This is a genomic window from Xanthomonas massiliensis (assembly GCF_900018785.1).
In the GTDB taxonomy this organism is placed as follows: domain Bacteria; phylum Pseudomonadota; class Gammaproteobacteria; order Xanthomonadales; family Xanthomonadaceae; genus Xanthomonas_B; species Xanthomonas_B massiliensis.
Window position 1 is genome coordinate 224417 of sequence record NZ_FCOY01000006.1, and the last position, 13951, is coordinate 238367.

Below are 13951 nucleotides of genomic sequence, written 5' to 3' on the forward strand. Positions count from 1 at the left end.
CCATGCTTGTCGCGGCCCTAGCGCATGGTCAGGCAGGGATGTCCGTGGTCCGGATTGCACTGGTTCGGGGGCAGGTGAATGCCGCCAGCGGAAATCTGGATGGAGCTTCCATCCGATCGAGAAGCCGGAGCCTGGCCCGGGCCACCTTGCGTTCCACCGCCTGTCGACTGCCCGGACGGGTCCAGGACTGGGGATCGGCTGGCGGCCAGGGCGCTGCTGGCCCAAGGCAGGGTGCCGGACGGCAGGTCGCCACCGGGGAAGCCGCCGCCCGTACCACCGCCGGTGTCGCCACCGCCGCCGGCTTGCGACGGGATCACCGTCAGGGTGCCGCCCACATAGGCAATCACGTAGTTGCCCAGTCCGTCGCCTGCAGCGTTGCTGGCAGTGATGGTGTAGCTGCCGGCGGCTGCCCCGGCCGGGGTGCCATCGCTGTCCAGGCTCACGCTGGTGACCGCATCGCCGTCCACCAGGCCATCCACGCTGTAGTCATCCAGCTGGGCGGTCTGGCCCTGGGTCTTGCTGGCGTCGGCGGCGGTGATGGTCAGTGCCTTGGGGTCGATGGTGGCCAGGGTGGTGGCGTTGGCATCCAGCACGTAGTTGCCGGCATCGGCGCCGGACAGGGTGCCGGTGACATTCACCGTCTTGCCGGTGCCGGCGTTCTTGTCGGCAAAGCTGCCGGAGGTGGCCAGGCTGACCTGGTCACCTTCGATGAGCCCGTCCAGGGTGCCGGACGTGGTGGCACCGGTGCTGCCGTCGTAGGTCTTGTCGGCAGCGATGATCAGCCCGGTCAGGTCCTTGGGGGTGATGGTCAGCGTGGCGTCACTGCCGCCTTGCTCGATGATGTCGTAGCCCAGCTGGGTGGAATACAGGCTGCCACTGCTCAGCAGGGTGCCGTCGGCCACGCTGTAGGTGCCGGCGTTCTTGCTGGTGGTGGTGTAGCTGACATTGCCAAGCACCAGGCTGGTATCCACATCCGTGCCGGCGGTGTAGCTGCCGGTGGTGGTAGCCACGCTGCCATCGTAGGTCTTGCTGTCGCTGGTCGCGCTGGTATCCAGGGTCACTGCGGTCAGGAAGCTGCGCAGCAGCGGCGAGGTGTTGCCGGCATACAGGCGCCAGGTGGCGCTGGTGCCACCGGTGGCGTCGATATCCCAGCCGGCATCGGTGAAGGTGGACAGGGTGGTCAAGCCATCCCAGCTCTTGCCACCGCTGAAGCTGTCCACCGTGCCATTGCCGCTGCCCACGGTATCCAGACCGCTGTTGATGGCCGCGCCACTGGCATCGCTGGTGGCGTAGAAGCTGGCGGTGATCGAGCCAAGTACTACCGACGGAGCGTCGCTGACCACGAAGGCGCTCGGCAGCCCGGTGCCGCTGGAGTCGCCGTTGATGCCCACCAGGCCGCCCACGGTGACACCGCTGGCCGCGGCGCTGACCGCGCCGGTGGCATAGCTGTCCACAATCTGGGCCCCGTTGTATCCCACCAGTCCGCCGGCGGTCAGGCCGCCGCTGACTGCGCCGCTGGCATAGCTGTCCTTGATTACGGTGGCCCCGGAACTGCTATCCGTGCTGGAATTGTTAGTAGTCGTGGTGTCCGGCTGGCTCAAGCCGTAGCCCACCAGTCCGCCGGCAATGCCCGCGCTGCTGACCGCCCCGGTCGCGAAGCTGCCGCTGAGGGTGGTGCTGGGGCCAAGGTCGGCCACCAGACCGCCGGCCAACACCAAGGTGTGGCCATCGGTGGTATCGCCGGTGGCCGTTGCCGTGCCGGTGGCATAGCTGCCTGTGATCGAGCCGCCGGCAGTCGTCTGGATCGTGCTCGTCCCGCTATAGGTGGTGGTAGTGTTTTCGCCCACCACCATGCCCACCAGTCCGCCGGCGGCGGCGATGTAATCGTCCTGCTCGGTGGTGTCCTTGAGGGCGGTCACCGCGCCAGTGGCATAACTGGCCGTGATGTTGCCGCTATCCATGCCCCCCACCAGTCCGCCGGCGACAGATTGGCCATTGTGACCATTGGCGGTCACCGTCCCGGTGGCGTAGCTGGCATCAACCAAGGCTGCAGCGTAGAACGTGGAGCCCGTCGAAGCATAGTTGTGGGTGTAGCTGGCTCCATACAAATGTCCGACCAGGCCACCCACCGCTGTCCCGCCGCTCACATCGCCGCTGGCATGGCTGCCGGTAATGACCAGATATCCGGCATCGCCCACCAGTCCGCCTGCATTTTCGCCGTTGGCAGCCTGCCCCTGGGAGGCATCTGCCGTTCCCCAGGCGGTCACGTTGCCGCTGGCATCGCTGTTGGCGATGTCATAGCTCGTGTCCTGGGTCACTGTCTGGGTGGTGACACCGGTGGGGGCGTAAATGGTGGTTTGGGTGGTGGCACCGTAGCTGGCGTTGCCATGGCCTTCGCCCACCAGCCCGCCCACAGACTTATTTCCCGCTACCGCGCCACTGGCATGGCTGTCGGTGATGAACCCGCCGTTGAAATAGCCTACCAGCCCGCCCACGCTGTAAGCGCTGCTGGAAACATCACCGGTGGCGGTGGCATGGCTGATGATGCCGCTGGCCTCGACGGTCATGTCCGTCAACGCGCCGCTGCTGGTGTTGTATTTCTTGGTGGTTACCCTGCCGCGGCCTTCGCTGTAACCGATCAGTCCACCCGTAAGATCACTGGTGGAAGTCACATGGCCGCTGGCTGACACCGAATCCAGGTTGCCGTCAGTGTTGGCGCCGACCAGTCCCCCGACCCGGGAAGCAAGGACTCCATCGATAGAGCTCACATCACCGCTGGCCTGGGCGTCGGTGATGTTGCCCTGATGGGTGTCCGCCACCTGGGTGACCGCCCCGGTGCCGGGGTCGTAGGTGGTGGTGGTGAAGTTTGAGCCTTGATTAAGCCCGACTAGACCGCCCAGATTTTGGTACCCGGCCACGTTTCCGCTGGCCGACACATGGCTCAGGTTGCCACCAATGTTAATGCCGACCAGGCCGCCGGTGTACTGACCGCCCGTCACGTCCGCCGTAGATGAACTGTTGGAGACATTGCCGGTGGCGAGCGTGGTGACGGTGCCGCTGGCATCGGTGGTGGTGACGTTTTGCCCGAAGATGGAGCCGACCAGTCCGCCGGTCTGGTTCTGGCCGCTGACGGTGCCGCTGACCTGCACGTTGTCGATGGTGCCGGCACTGAAGCCTGCCAATGCCCCCGTACTTTGGCTGCCGGTGATATCGACGTTGGCCAGGGTCAGGTTGCCGACGCTGGCGGTACTCTCGATGGTGCCGAACAAGCCGATGTTATATGTGAACCGGTCGATGGTCAGCCCGGTGATGGTGTGGCCGGCCCCATCGAAGGTGCCGGCAAACCCGCTTTGCGAGGATCCGATGGGGTCGAAGCCTAAGCCGTCGTTCCAGGTGGCGGTGCTGGAGGCATCGATGTCGTTGGCCAGGGTGAAGTTGCTGCTCATCCACTGGCCAGCCATGCCCTGCAGGCCATAGATATCGGCTACCTGCCAGGGCGAGGCCGTGCTGCCATCACCGCCCAGCACGCGCAGGAAGCTGCCACCGGCGATCTCGAAATCACCGGTGGAGAACGCCGGCAAGCTGCTGCTGTTTTGCCACCAGTAGCCTTGATTGAGCAGGAAAGCCCCGCTGCTGACGTCTGCATTGGCGTTGATCAGGGAACCCTTGGTAGCTTGGAGCGTCAGCAGACCCGTGGTGGTGATGGGCGCATCGATATCGATGCCATACGCGGAAACCAGCGTGATGCCGCCAGTCGAGTCTGCGGCGCCGGTGGCGGCGATGCGGCCGCTCACGGTGATGGGGGAATCGGTTGTTGTGATAGTGACTGAACCGCCGGACCCGGTGCCCGAGGCATTGATGTCGTCGATGGAAACACCCCCGGTGGCCGTCAGCGTGGCCTGGCCGCCTGCGCCAGCGCCCGAAACGTCGATCGTGCCGCCTGTAATGCTTGCGCCGGTGGCAGTCAGGGTCACGCTGCCACCGGAGGTGGTCACGCCCGAGGCATCCAGCAGGCCGTGGTTGTTGATCATCCCATCGGTGATGGCCAGTCCGCCGTTGGCCTGCATCGAGATGCTGCCGCCATGGGCTGTGATGGTGCCATCGTTGGTGAGGCTTATCGCACCTCCCATCGTGTCAACGACGGTGCCCGTCAATGCACCACTGGCATCCATGCTGACGTTGATCTGGCCGCCGCTGAGCAGCGACACGTTGCCGCCATCGGCGGTGATGGTGCCTTTGTTGGTCACGGTCGTGCCCAGCAGGGCCACGCCGCCGCCATCACGGACCGTGATAGTACCCTTGTTGACCACCGAGCCCGTTGCCGCACCGGTCGGGACGAAACTGTAGGTGCCCACGCCATCGTCGGACGTGGGTTGCGCGACTAGCGTGCGCGAGCTGGCGACCAGCCCACCCACATTTACCGTGGAACCGGTGTCGAACAGGATGCCGGCGGTATTGATCAGGAAGATGTTGCCGTTGGCGGTCAGCTTGCCGCTGATGGTGCTGATGCCGTTGCTGGCGTTGACCAGGTTCAGGGCCACCGAGCTGGTGCCGGGCTGGTTGAACACCACTTTGGCGTCGCTGCCGACATTGAAGCTGTCCCAGTTCAGCACGGCCTTGGCCGCGGTCTGCTTGACCGTCATGGTGCCGTTGCTGCTACTGATGACGGAGTCGACGCCGTTCATCGAGGTCAATGCCGGCAGGGTCGTAGCGGCCCTGGCCGGTGCGGTCAGCGACCAGCCCACGCACAGTGACAGCAGGCTCAGGGCCAGCGGATGGGCGCTGGCGCGCACGCCGCCGCCGCCGGTGCTGCGGGTGGCCAGTTCGGACACGGTCTGGAGCACGCCCAGGGCGCGATTGAAAACAAGGCGATAGATAAAGTTCATGTGTGGAGTCCCCAGATCAGAAAGTGAAGCCGACGCTGGCCCAGTAGCGGACGTTCTTGCCGTCGTCTGGGTCGGTGCTGCCGGTGGACTTGGCGGCCGACAGGTCCAGCGACAGGCCGTGCGGCAGGTGCACGGTCATGCCCGCGCCAGGGCCCTGGAAGGTGGTGACCGCCGGATAGGCAAGCCGGTTGGCGTGGTTGGGATACACCCGGCCGTAGTCATAGAAGGCATTGAAGGTGACCAACTGGTTCCATGAGCGTCCGCCCAGCGGCGAGGCACTGCGCGGGCCATCGACCTGGTATTCCAGGCTGCTGGAAAAGCCGCGGTCACCCAGCGCCTCGCTGAGGGAGAAGGCGCGCACGCTGGTAGGGCCGCCCAGCGAGAACTGTTCCAGCGGGGTCAGCGCATCGCGGGTGTACTGGCCGTCGAAACTGAACTTCAGCCGCTGGGTGGGGGTCAGCCCCTGCAGGCGTGCATAGTTCAGGCGGGCCAGCAGGAAGTGGCGGTTGTGGGCCGGGTACAGGTAATCGGTGGCCTGGGAGCCATCGTGCAGGGCCTGGCGCAGGCTGAGCTGGACCACGTCGATGGCGTGCTGGGCCGGGGACACATGGCGCAGGTTTATGCCGGCTTCGGCCACATCGAAATCCTGCTTGGACAGGGTGATGCCCAGCGCCTCCAGGCTGGAAGTCTCATGCACCAGGTGCAGCCAGCTCTGGCCGCGCCATTGCGGGATGTACAGGAAGGTCCAGTCCAGGCCCAGGCTGGTCTGCGAGGTGGGGCCCTGCAGCCCCAGGGCGGCAAACGCGCCGGTATCCAGCGAGATGCGGCTGCGGGTGTAGCTGGCCGACGCCGACAGCCCGTCCACCATCTGTATCGGGATGGAGTAATTGAGGTTGCCAAGCCAGCTGCTGGACGGGTCGATGGCGTAGGCGGCAGCCGCCCCCAGGTGGTCGCCCAGGCCCAGCGGGCTGTTCCAGTCCAGTCCCACCTGTGCGCGGTAGCGGCCGGTGGAATCGGTGCCGTAGTTGTTGGCGCCGATGCTGTACTGCACCGGATTGGACTGATGCGCCTGCAGGACCACATCGGTCTGGCCGGGCAGGGCGCCGGGCTTGAGCAGGGAGGTGACGGTCACCCCGGGCAGGTCGTCCAGCCGCAACAGGGCTGATTGCAGGTCCTGCTGGCGCAGGACCGCGCCTTGCAGGCCCAGGGCCGGGGCCAGCAGCAGATCATCGGCATAGCGCGTGTTGCCTTCCAGCGTGACCTTGCCGACGGTGCCTTCGACGATGTCGATGCGCACGCTGCCATCGGCACCGATTTTCTGCGCCGGCACGTAGGCGCGGGCCACCAGAAAGCCGGCCTGCTGGTACATGCGAGTCAGCTCATCGGCAATACCCTTGAGCTGGGCGAGCGTGACCTGGGCGGGCAAGTGGCCACCTGACAGTTGGCTCAGGGCCTGATTGGCCCGGGCCTGCAGGCTGGCAGTGTCCAGCCCTTGCGCGGGGTGGGCGCTGGCGCCCTGGATGTGGATGGCACTGATCTGCAAGGGAGCATGGGCGGCGGACTCAGGCGCGGGGGCCTGTTGGGCATGAGCCACCGGCATGGCCAGGCTGGTGGACAGGGCCAGCGCCAAAGGGGCTAGCATCCAGCGCGCACGCGCGGCAGCGGACACGCATGGGTGCGTGACAACGTGGGGATCTTTCATGAAATGGAATCCTGACCAGAAGGAAAGCATCAGGACGGCAGGGTCTTGACGCGTCCTGTATTAAAGTGAACAGGCATTAGCTTGCCTATCACCGAATCTGGGTATTTGGCGGGCGGCCCTTCAGGCAGCCCTGACCTAGGGCCTGTCATCAATTGCCCAGATGGGCGATGCTTGTCGCCCCCTTCCGACCTCCCCCGCGCAATGGCACGCCGCTACGCCCTGCGAGACGATCAATGGGATCGTATCCGCGATCTGCTTCCCGGCCGGGCTGGCCATGTGGGTGTGACTGCCAAGGACAACCGGCTGTTTGTCGAGGCCGTCCTCTACCGCTATCGGGCCGGCATTCCCTGGCGGGATCTGCCTGAACGGTTCGGCGATTTCCGCGTGATCCACCTGCGGCATAGCCGCTGGAGCCGCGCCGGGGTCTGGCAACGGGTGTTCGAAGCCTTGTCGCAGGACGCGGACAACGAATACGCAATGATCGACAGCACCATCGTCCGGGCGCATCAACACAGCGCCGGGGTAAAAGGGGGCGCCACAGGCCATCGGACGCAGCCGCGGCGGACTGAGCAGCAAGATCCACGCGGTGGTCGATGCACTGGGCAATCCGGTGGCCTTTCATCTGACCGCTGGCCAGGCTTCGGATCTGGAAGGTGCCGATGCGTTACTACCAGCAGTGTCGGTCGGAGCCTTGCTCGCTGACCGAGCCTACGACGCCAGGGCACGGGTCATTGAGCCGATGCAGCGGCAGGGGACGCAGATCGTCATCCCTTCCCATCCAACGCGCAAAGTGCAGCGAGACTAGGACCGGGCGCTGTACAAGGATCGGCACCTGATCGAGAACTTCTTTGCCAAACTCAAGCAGTACCGGGCCATTGCCACCCGCTACGACAAGACCGCCTGCAACTTCCTCGGCGCGATCTACTGGATCGCCTCAGCCATCTTGCTCAATTGATGACAGGTCCTAGGCGAAGGGGGGCGGCAGATGGGCGGCCACACGGGTGCGGCCGCTGCGCGATGTGACCTCCACCTGTCCGCCGATCCGGGCCAGGCGGCTGTGCATGCTCTGCATGCCCACGTTGAGGCTGTTCTGGCAGATGGCATCTGGGTCGAACCCCATGCCATCGTCCTCAACGCTCAGCACCAGCTCGCCGGTTGTCGCCTGCTGGCCCAGGCTGACTCGGGCGGTGTGCGCCCGGCTGTGCTTGATCACGTTGGTCAGAGCTTCTTCCAGGAACCGGGTCAGGGCCAGGCATTGGGCCGCGGAGGGTATCCATGTCCACTGGCTGGGGACCTCCCAGTCCAGGGCGATGCCGAATTCTTCCAGCATGCCCATGAAACGGTGCCGCAAGGGGGCCAGCCACCGGGTGGGCGTATCCGGTGGCTGGTTGGACAGGCCGGTGCCCTGGTCGATGATCTGCCGGAGGTCGTCGCGAATGATCTTCAGCGAGGCCAGCAGCGCGCCCTGGCGCAAGGACGCGGTGGCATCGCGCTCGGCGATGGCAATGGAGCGCACGATCTGCCCGCCCAGGCCGTCGTGCAGGTCATGGGCCAGCTGCAGGCGTTCTTGCAGCTGCAGGTTGCTCATGGCCAGACTGTGCTTGTGTTCAAGCGTCTGGCCCAGCTCCTCGCAGGCCTGGGCGATGGCCAGGCGCTGCTTTTCCTCGAAGCGCTCGATGCGGGTGACGTTGTGGGCCGCGCGCCGCCCCAGCAACAGCGCGGTGAGGACGGTGGAGGCAAGGCTGGCATAAATGGTGTACGCCGGACTGTCACTCTGCAGGTGTCCACTGATTGCCAGGGCGTCATGCGTGGCGGCCACGATGCAGGCCGGCATGCACAGGGCAAACAGCACCCGTTCCAGGCTCGGGCGCTGGATGGCCAGCACGATGAATTGCACGGCGATCAGCATGAGCAGGCCGACCTGGGAGGCGCTGGTCCAGCGCTGGAGCGCGGGTAATACGGTGGCTGGGATGCAGGCGGAGGCCACCATCAGCACTGCGGCATGTCCCCACAGCAGGGCCTTGCTCCAGCGCCGCCGCGCACCGCCGACTAGCTCCCAGCCGAACATGCAGAAGCAGGCCAGGAAGATCACCAGGCCCATGTTGCTGGCCCGGGCCATGCCCAGCGAGGTGGGAAACGGCCACGGCGTGGTGGCCAGCATCGTCCAGCCGAAAAACACCCAGGAAAACGACTGCAGGGCGTGCCACAGCGCCAGTTTCTGCGAGGGCCGCCACAACCAGATGCATGTGAAGGTGCAACCCAGGCAGAAGGTGATGGCCAAACTCAGCGTGAGTGCGGTGCGCTGGTTCCAGGTCTTGCGATCCTGCAGGTCCTGCAGGGTGGCCGGATCGCCGATTAGGACCGGTCCCAGCCCCGGGTTCTGTGCGGTCACCCCGGTGACCCGAATCCACACGGTGTTGACCCCGGGATGAACCTCGCCGGAGGGCAGCTGCAGGTAGCGCGGCATGTTCCAGCTGCGGGTCAGCGGCTCCTGCTGGTAGCGGTCCTGCCACAGCAGGGAGGGGCCCAGCTGGATGCGCCCGGCCAGGCTGATCCACTTGACCAACAGGGCCAGCGGCCGGGGCGAGCCGTGCTCATCCAGGCAGGCTGGTTGCCACTGGATGCGGTACCAGGCTTGCCCCGAAAACCCCGGCCAGCGGGTGCCCCAGTAGTCAGGCAGGGTGATTGGCTGCCAGCCCGAGATCGGGGTGCGGCCATCGTCCAAGGCCTTGGACGCCTCGATGGACAGCAGTCGAGCGCTGCAAGGGACCGCGGGGCCTGGCGCGGCGGGCGCCTGCGTGGCGGCCGCGGCCGGGCCGGTCATCGCCAGCGCCAGCAGCATCCAGCCCCATGCGATCAGCGCAACAAGCCAAGGGTGCGCCCCTCGTGGATAGCCTGGGTGCGCGAGGAGACGGCCAGTTTGCGGTAGATGTGCTTGATATGGCATTCGACGGTATGGCGGGAGATATGCAGCTGCCCGGCCACTTCGCGATTGGCCAGTCCGTCGGCGATCATGCGGAGGATCTGCCCTTCCCGTGCGCTCAGCAAGCCGGCGTGCGCGGAGTCCATGGGTGCGCCATCGGCCAGGGGCGGGTGCAGTTCGGTGATCAGGTCGCGGGCAATGAACGGGTCGATCGGTGCCCCGCCGCGCAGGACACTGCGTATGGCCAGCGAGATTTCGATGTCTTCGCGCTCCTTGAGCACGTAGCCGGTTGCGCCGGCCTTGAGCGCCTCCAGGATGGCCCCCTGGGTGCTCCAGGCGGAAATCACTAGGATGCCCACGGCCGGATCGTCTTGGCGCAGCTCGGAAATCAGCTCGATCCCCGAGCCATCAGGCAATCCCAGGTCGATCAGGGCCAACGACACCGGATCCTGAGCCAGCAGATCCCGGGCAGCTCGCAGGGTGCCGGTCATGCACAGGGCTTCCTGCTCGTAACCCAGTTGCAGCAGGATGCGCAGGATGCGTTGCTGGAATACCGGCTCGTCCTCCACGACCAGCACGGGCGTGGGCAACAGCGGCGTGCCAGGCACGGGGGTCGGGGGATACATGCTCTGCGGGTCTGGCGGGCAGGGCACGACTATAGGGCTGCCTCAAGCATCCTGCCATCCCGGAGATCGGTGATATCCCGGCCGCGAATAGCCTGCCGCAGCGTGGGCGAGGTCGACCAGGTCGAGCGCGCGTGGTCCAGCACGAGGTGGACCACCCAGACGGCATCCTGTATCCGTCGCGGATCACGCATTTCAGCACCTTCGGTTTCGAGCGCGTGCCGTTCCGCTGATCGCGCAGGCACGCTCGCCATGCTGGCCGGCCCGCGGCCTGCCTGATGCCGGTGCGCACGGTCCACGCGCACCGGCCAGCGAGGCTTACTTCAGCGCCTTGAACCGCAGCCGCTTCGGGCCGGCGTCGTCGCCGAGGCGGCGCTTCTTGTCCTCCTCGTACTCGCGGTAGTTGCCCTGGAAGAACTCCACGTGCGAGTCGCCCTCGAAGGCGAGGATGTGGGTGGCGATGCGGTCCAGGAACCAGCGGTCGTGGCTGATCACGAAGGTGTTGCCGGGGAACTCCAGCAGCGCGTCTTCCAGCGCGCGCAGGGTCTCGATGTCCAGGTCGTTGGACGGTTCGTCCAGCAGCAGCACGTTGCCGCCCTGCAGCAGGGTCTTGGCCATGTGCAGGCGGCCGCGCTCGCCGCCGGACAGGCTGCCCACCAGCTTCTGCTGGTCGGTGCCCTTGAAGTTGAAGCGGCCGATGTAGGCGCGCGACTGGATCTCCACGCCGTTGATGTTGAGGATGTCCAGGCCGCCGGAGACTTCCTGGAACACGGTGTTGGTGGGGGTCAGCGCGCCGCGGCTCTGGTCCACGTAGGCCAGGTTCACGGTCGGGCCGGTCACGATCTCGCCCGAGTCCGGCTTCTCCTGCCCGGTGATCATCTTGAACAGCGTGGACTTGCCGGCGCCGTTGGGGCCGATGATGCCCACGATCGCGCCCGGCGGCACGATGAAGCTCAGGTCGTCGATCAGCAGGCGGTCGCCGAAGCGCTTGGAGACGTGCTTGAACTCGACCACCGAGTTGCCCAGGCGCTCGCCCGGCGGAATGAAGATCTCGTTGGTCTCGTTGCGCTTCTGGTAGTCGACCGACTGCAGTTCCTCCAGCCGCGCCAGGCGCGCCTTGCCCTTGGAGCGGCCGCCCTTGGCGTTCTGGCGCGACCATTCCAGTTCCTTCTGGATCGCCTTCTGCCGCGCCTTCTCCTGGTTCTCTTCCTGCTTCAGGCGGTCTTCCTTCTGCACCAGCCATTCGGTGTAGTTGCCCTTCCACGGGATGCCGCGGCCGCGGTCGAGCTCGAGGATCCACTCGGCGGCGTTGTCGAGGAAGTAGCGGTCGTGGGTGACCGCCACCACGGTGCCGGTGTAGCGGTGCAGGAACTGCTCCAGCCATTCCACCGACTCGGCGTCGAGGTGGTTGGTCGGCTCGTCGAGCAGCAGCATGTCCGGCTTCTGCAGCAGCAGCCGGCACAGCGCCACGCGGCGCTTCTCGCCGCCGGACAGGTTGCCGATCACCGCGTCCCACGGCGGCAGGCGCAGCGCGTCGGCGGCGATGTCCAGCTGCTGCTCCAGCGTGTGCGCATCGCCGGCGGCCAGGATGGCCTCAAGCCGCTCCTGCTCCTTGGCCAGCGCGTCGAAGTCGGCGCCTTCCTCGGCGTAGGCGGCGTAGACCTTCTCCAGCGCGGCCTGGGCCTGCAGCACGTCGCCCACGCCTTCCTCCACCGCCTGGCGCACGGTGTGCTCCGGGTTGAGCTCGGGTTCCTGTGCCAGGTAGCCGACCTTGATGCCGGTCTGCGGCCGCGCCTCGCCCTCGAAGTCGGTGTCCACGCCGGCCATGATCTTGAGCACGGTGGACTTGCCGGCGCCGTTCAGGCCGAGCAGGCCGATCTTGGCGCCGGGGAAGAAGCTCAGCGAGATGTCCTTGATGATCTGCCGCTTCGGCGGGACCACCTTGGACACGCGGTTCATGGTGTAGATGTACTGGGACGACATGCAGGCTCCGTAGCGCAGGCCGGCCCCGTCCGCACCGGGCGGCGGAGCTGGCAGGAAAAGGGATGGCGCGATTATAGCGGCAGCACCCGCCGGGCCGCGGCCGGGGGCGCAGGCAACCGTGGATGAATGCGTTGCCGAGCTGTGGGCGTGTCGCCGTGTTGCAAGCGGTTCCAGCGAAATTTCGTTCAGTCACGCCGGGCAATATGGAGCCGTTCCCCAAGACCCCGGAGTCGACATGCCCCTTCCGCGACTGCTTCCGACCCTGCTCGGCTCGATCCTGGCCCTGGCCGCCGCCGCCCCGGCGCTGGCCGCCGGCGGCCCCGACCGCTACGACGATGGCCGCGATCGCCATGGTCCTTCCCACGACCGGGGCGACCGCCACGACCGCGGTCCGCGCCACGGCCCGCCGCCTGCTCACTACCGGCCGGCGCCGCCGCCGCGGGTGGTCTACCGGCCCGCACCGCCGCCGCCGCGCTGGCACCGGGGCGACCATTACCGCGGTCCGGTCTACGTGGTGAGCGACTACCGTTCCCACCGCCTGCGCCCGCCGCCGCCGGGATACCGCTGGGTGCGCGACGATCGCGGCGATTTCCTGATGGTGGCCATCGCCACCGGGATCATCACCGACCTGATCCTGCGCCATTGAGCCAGCGCCGGGGCGGCCCCTGCCGGGCCGTCCGGTTACAGCATGCGGCTGACGGTGAAGCTGCCGAACACCGGCGTCTGCAGCTGGCCGTCGAACTCGCGGGTGCGGTGGTAGCGCGCCAGGGCGAACTTCCAGTGGCCGCGCCAGATCGCCAGGCCGTAGCCGATGTCGGCCACGAACGGGCGTTTGTGGACGCTGTGGCTGTCGCGGAAGGTGTTGCCGTCAAGGGTGATGTCGCGCAGTACCCAGCGCGCGTCGGTGGTCAGAAACAGGTGCGCCGACCAGCCGCTGCCGCGCGACTGTCCGGACGGGGCGGTGTTTTCGCCGGCCGGCCGCAACGGGGAACTGCCGAAGTCGTCGGGCAGCTTCCAGCCGAAGCGCACCTCGCCGCCGACGTTGGCATGGGTGCCCAGGTTGCCGAGCGCGCCACCCCAGTGGCTGATCGCATCCCAGCCCCAGCCGGCGGCGTTGACGGTGCCGTCGCCGGGCCAGCGCCGCATGCGTTCGTGCACCAGCCGGAACACCGGTTCGTCGTGCAGCTGGTTGCCCCATCCCTCGAACTTCTTGCTGCCGGTGATCTTGTGGACCAGGTCCTGGGCCTGGCGGCCGAGCGCGGCCGGCCCGACGATGCCCAGCTGCAGCTGGTTGGTCCGCAGGTGGTCCTGGTTGCGGGCGTTGTAGCCGAACGAGGCCAGCAGCACCGCCGCATAGGGGCGGTCGTCGCGGATCAGGTCGTGGCGGGTGGGATCCTTGGGCGTGAACAGCCCCTGGGCGATGCCGAACACCATGTTCTGCTGCTGGAATTCGCCCGGATGCAGGCGCTCCAGGTGGCGGTTGAACCAGCGCGCCAGCCGCGGCAGGCACGGATCGCTGGTGTAGTCGTACAGGTTCGGCGAGACGAAGCTCAGTTCCGCGCCGTTGGTGTAGCCCTGGTCCTGGTCCTCGCCGCCGAACAGGTCGTTGTCCACGCGGAAATTGACCGTCGGCGGATGGTCGTCCAGGGCGCTGCGCGGACATTGCGAGGCCGCCATCGCCGGTGCGGACAGTGCGGCGCCGAAGGCGAGGATCCAGCGGGAGGAAGAGGGCAGGCTCGGCATGGGCATTCCCGACGGCATCCGTTGCCGCAACAAATGGTCACATGCTGCCAGAAGTCCGCCGGCTTGGGCGCCGGCGATGCCGGGCAGGACC

7 protein-coding genes and 1 pseudogene are annotated in these 13951 nt (G+C 66.7%); 2 read left to right on the plus strand and 6 right to left on the minus strand.

What is annotated here, in order from left to right; genetic code table 11:
• Positions 1 to 17: 17 nt before the first annotated feature.
• Together BN3794_RS04255 and BN3794_RS04260 are read right to left on the minus strand one after the other, a co-directional pair.
• Positions 18 to 4886, minus strand: coding sequence for a two-partner secretion domain-containing protein (locus BN3794_RS04255; RefSeq protein ID WP_066093862.1), 4869 nt, complete (start codon positions 4884 to 4886; stop codon positions 18 to 20).
• A gap of 16 nt (positions 4887 to 4902) precedes the next feature.
• A complete protein-coding gene (locus BN3794_RS04260; RefSeq protein ID WP_066093865.1) occupies positions 4903 to 6588 on the minus strand; it encodes a ShlB/FhaC/HecB family hemolysin secretion/activation protein in 1686 nt (561 codons plus the stop codon).
• A 201-nt stretch (positions 6589 to 6789) separates the two neighbouring features.
• Here BN3794_RS04260 and BN3794_RS15790 point away from each other — a divergent pair.
• Positions 6790 to 7543: pseudogene (locus tag BN3794_RS15790) on the plus strand (IS5 family transposase).
• 9 nt (positions 7544 to 7552) lie between these two features.
• Here the strand turns inward: BN3794_RS15790 and BN3794_RS04270 are convergent.
• From BN3794_RS04270 to ettA, 3 genes are all read right to left on the minus strand, one after another.
• Positions 7553 to 9430 (minus strand): sensor histidine kinase, encoded by a 1878-nt coding sequence (locus BN3794_RS04270; RefSeq protein WP_078059591.1) that lies wholly within the window; start codon positions 9428 to 9430, stop codon positions 7553 to 7555.
• A gap of 14 nt (positions 9431 to 9444) precedes the next feature.
• Complete coding sequence (locus BN3794_RS04275; protein ID WP_066093871.1) at positions 9445 to 10137, minus strand: response regulator transcription factor; 693 nt, start codon at positions 10135 to 10137, stop codon at positions 9445 to 9447.
• Positions 10138 to 10452: 315 nt separating this feature from the next.
• Positions 10453 to 12117 (minus strand): energy-dependent translational throttle protein EttA, encoded by a 1665-nt coding sequence (gene ettA, locus BN3794_RS04280; RefSeq protein ID WP_066093874.1) that lies wholly within the window; start codon positions 12115 to 12117, stop codon positions 10453 to 10455.
• A 235-nt stretch (positions 12118 to 12352) separates the two neighbouring features.
• Between ettA and BN3794_RS04285 the strand changes: the two genes are divergently transcribed.
• Positions 12353 to 12763 (plus strand): RcnB family protein, encoded by a 411-nt coding sequence (locus tag BN3794_RS04285; RefSeq protein ID WP_066093879.1) that lies wholly within the window; start codon positions 12353 to 12355, stop codon positions 12761 to 12763.
• 35 nt (positions 12764 to 12798) lie between these two features.
• Here the strand turns inward: BN3794_RS04285 and BN3794_RS04290 are convergent, their stop codons facing one another.
• Positions 12799 to 13860, minus strand: coding sequence for a lipid A deacylase LpxR family protein (locus BN3794_RS04290; RefSeq protein ID WP_236493184.1), 1062 nt, complete (start codon positions 13858 to 13860; stop codon positions 12799 to 12801).
• Between the last annotated feature and the right edge of the window lie 91 nt (positions 13861 to 13951).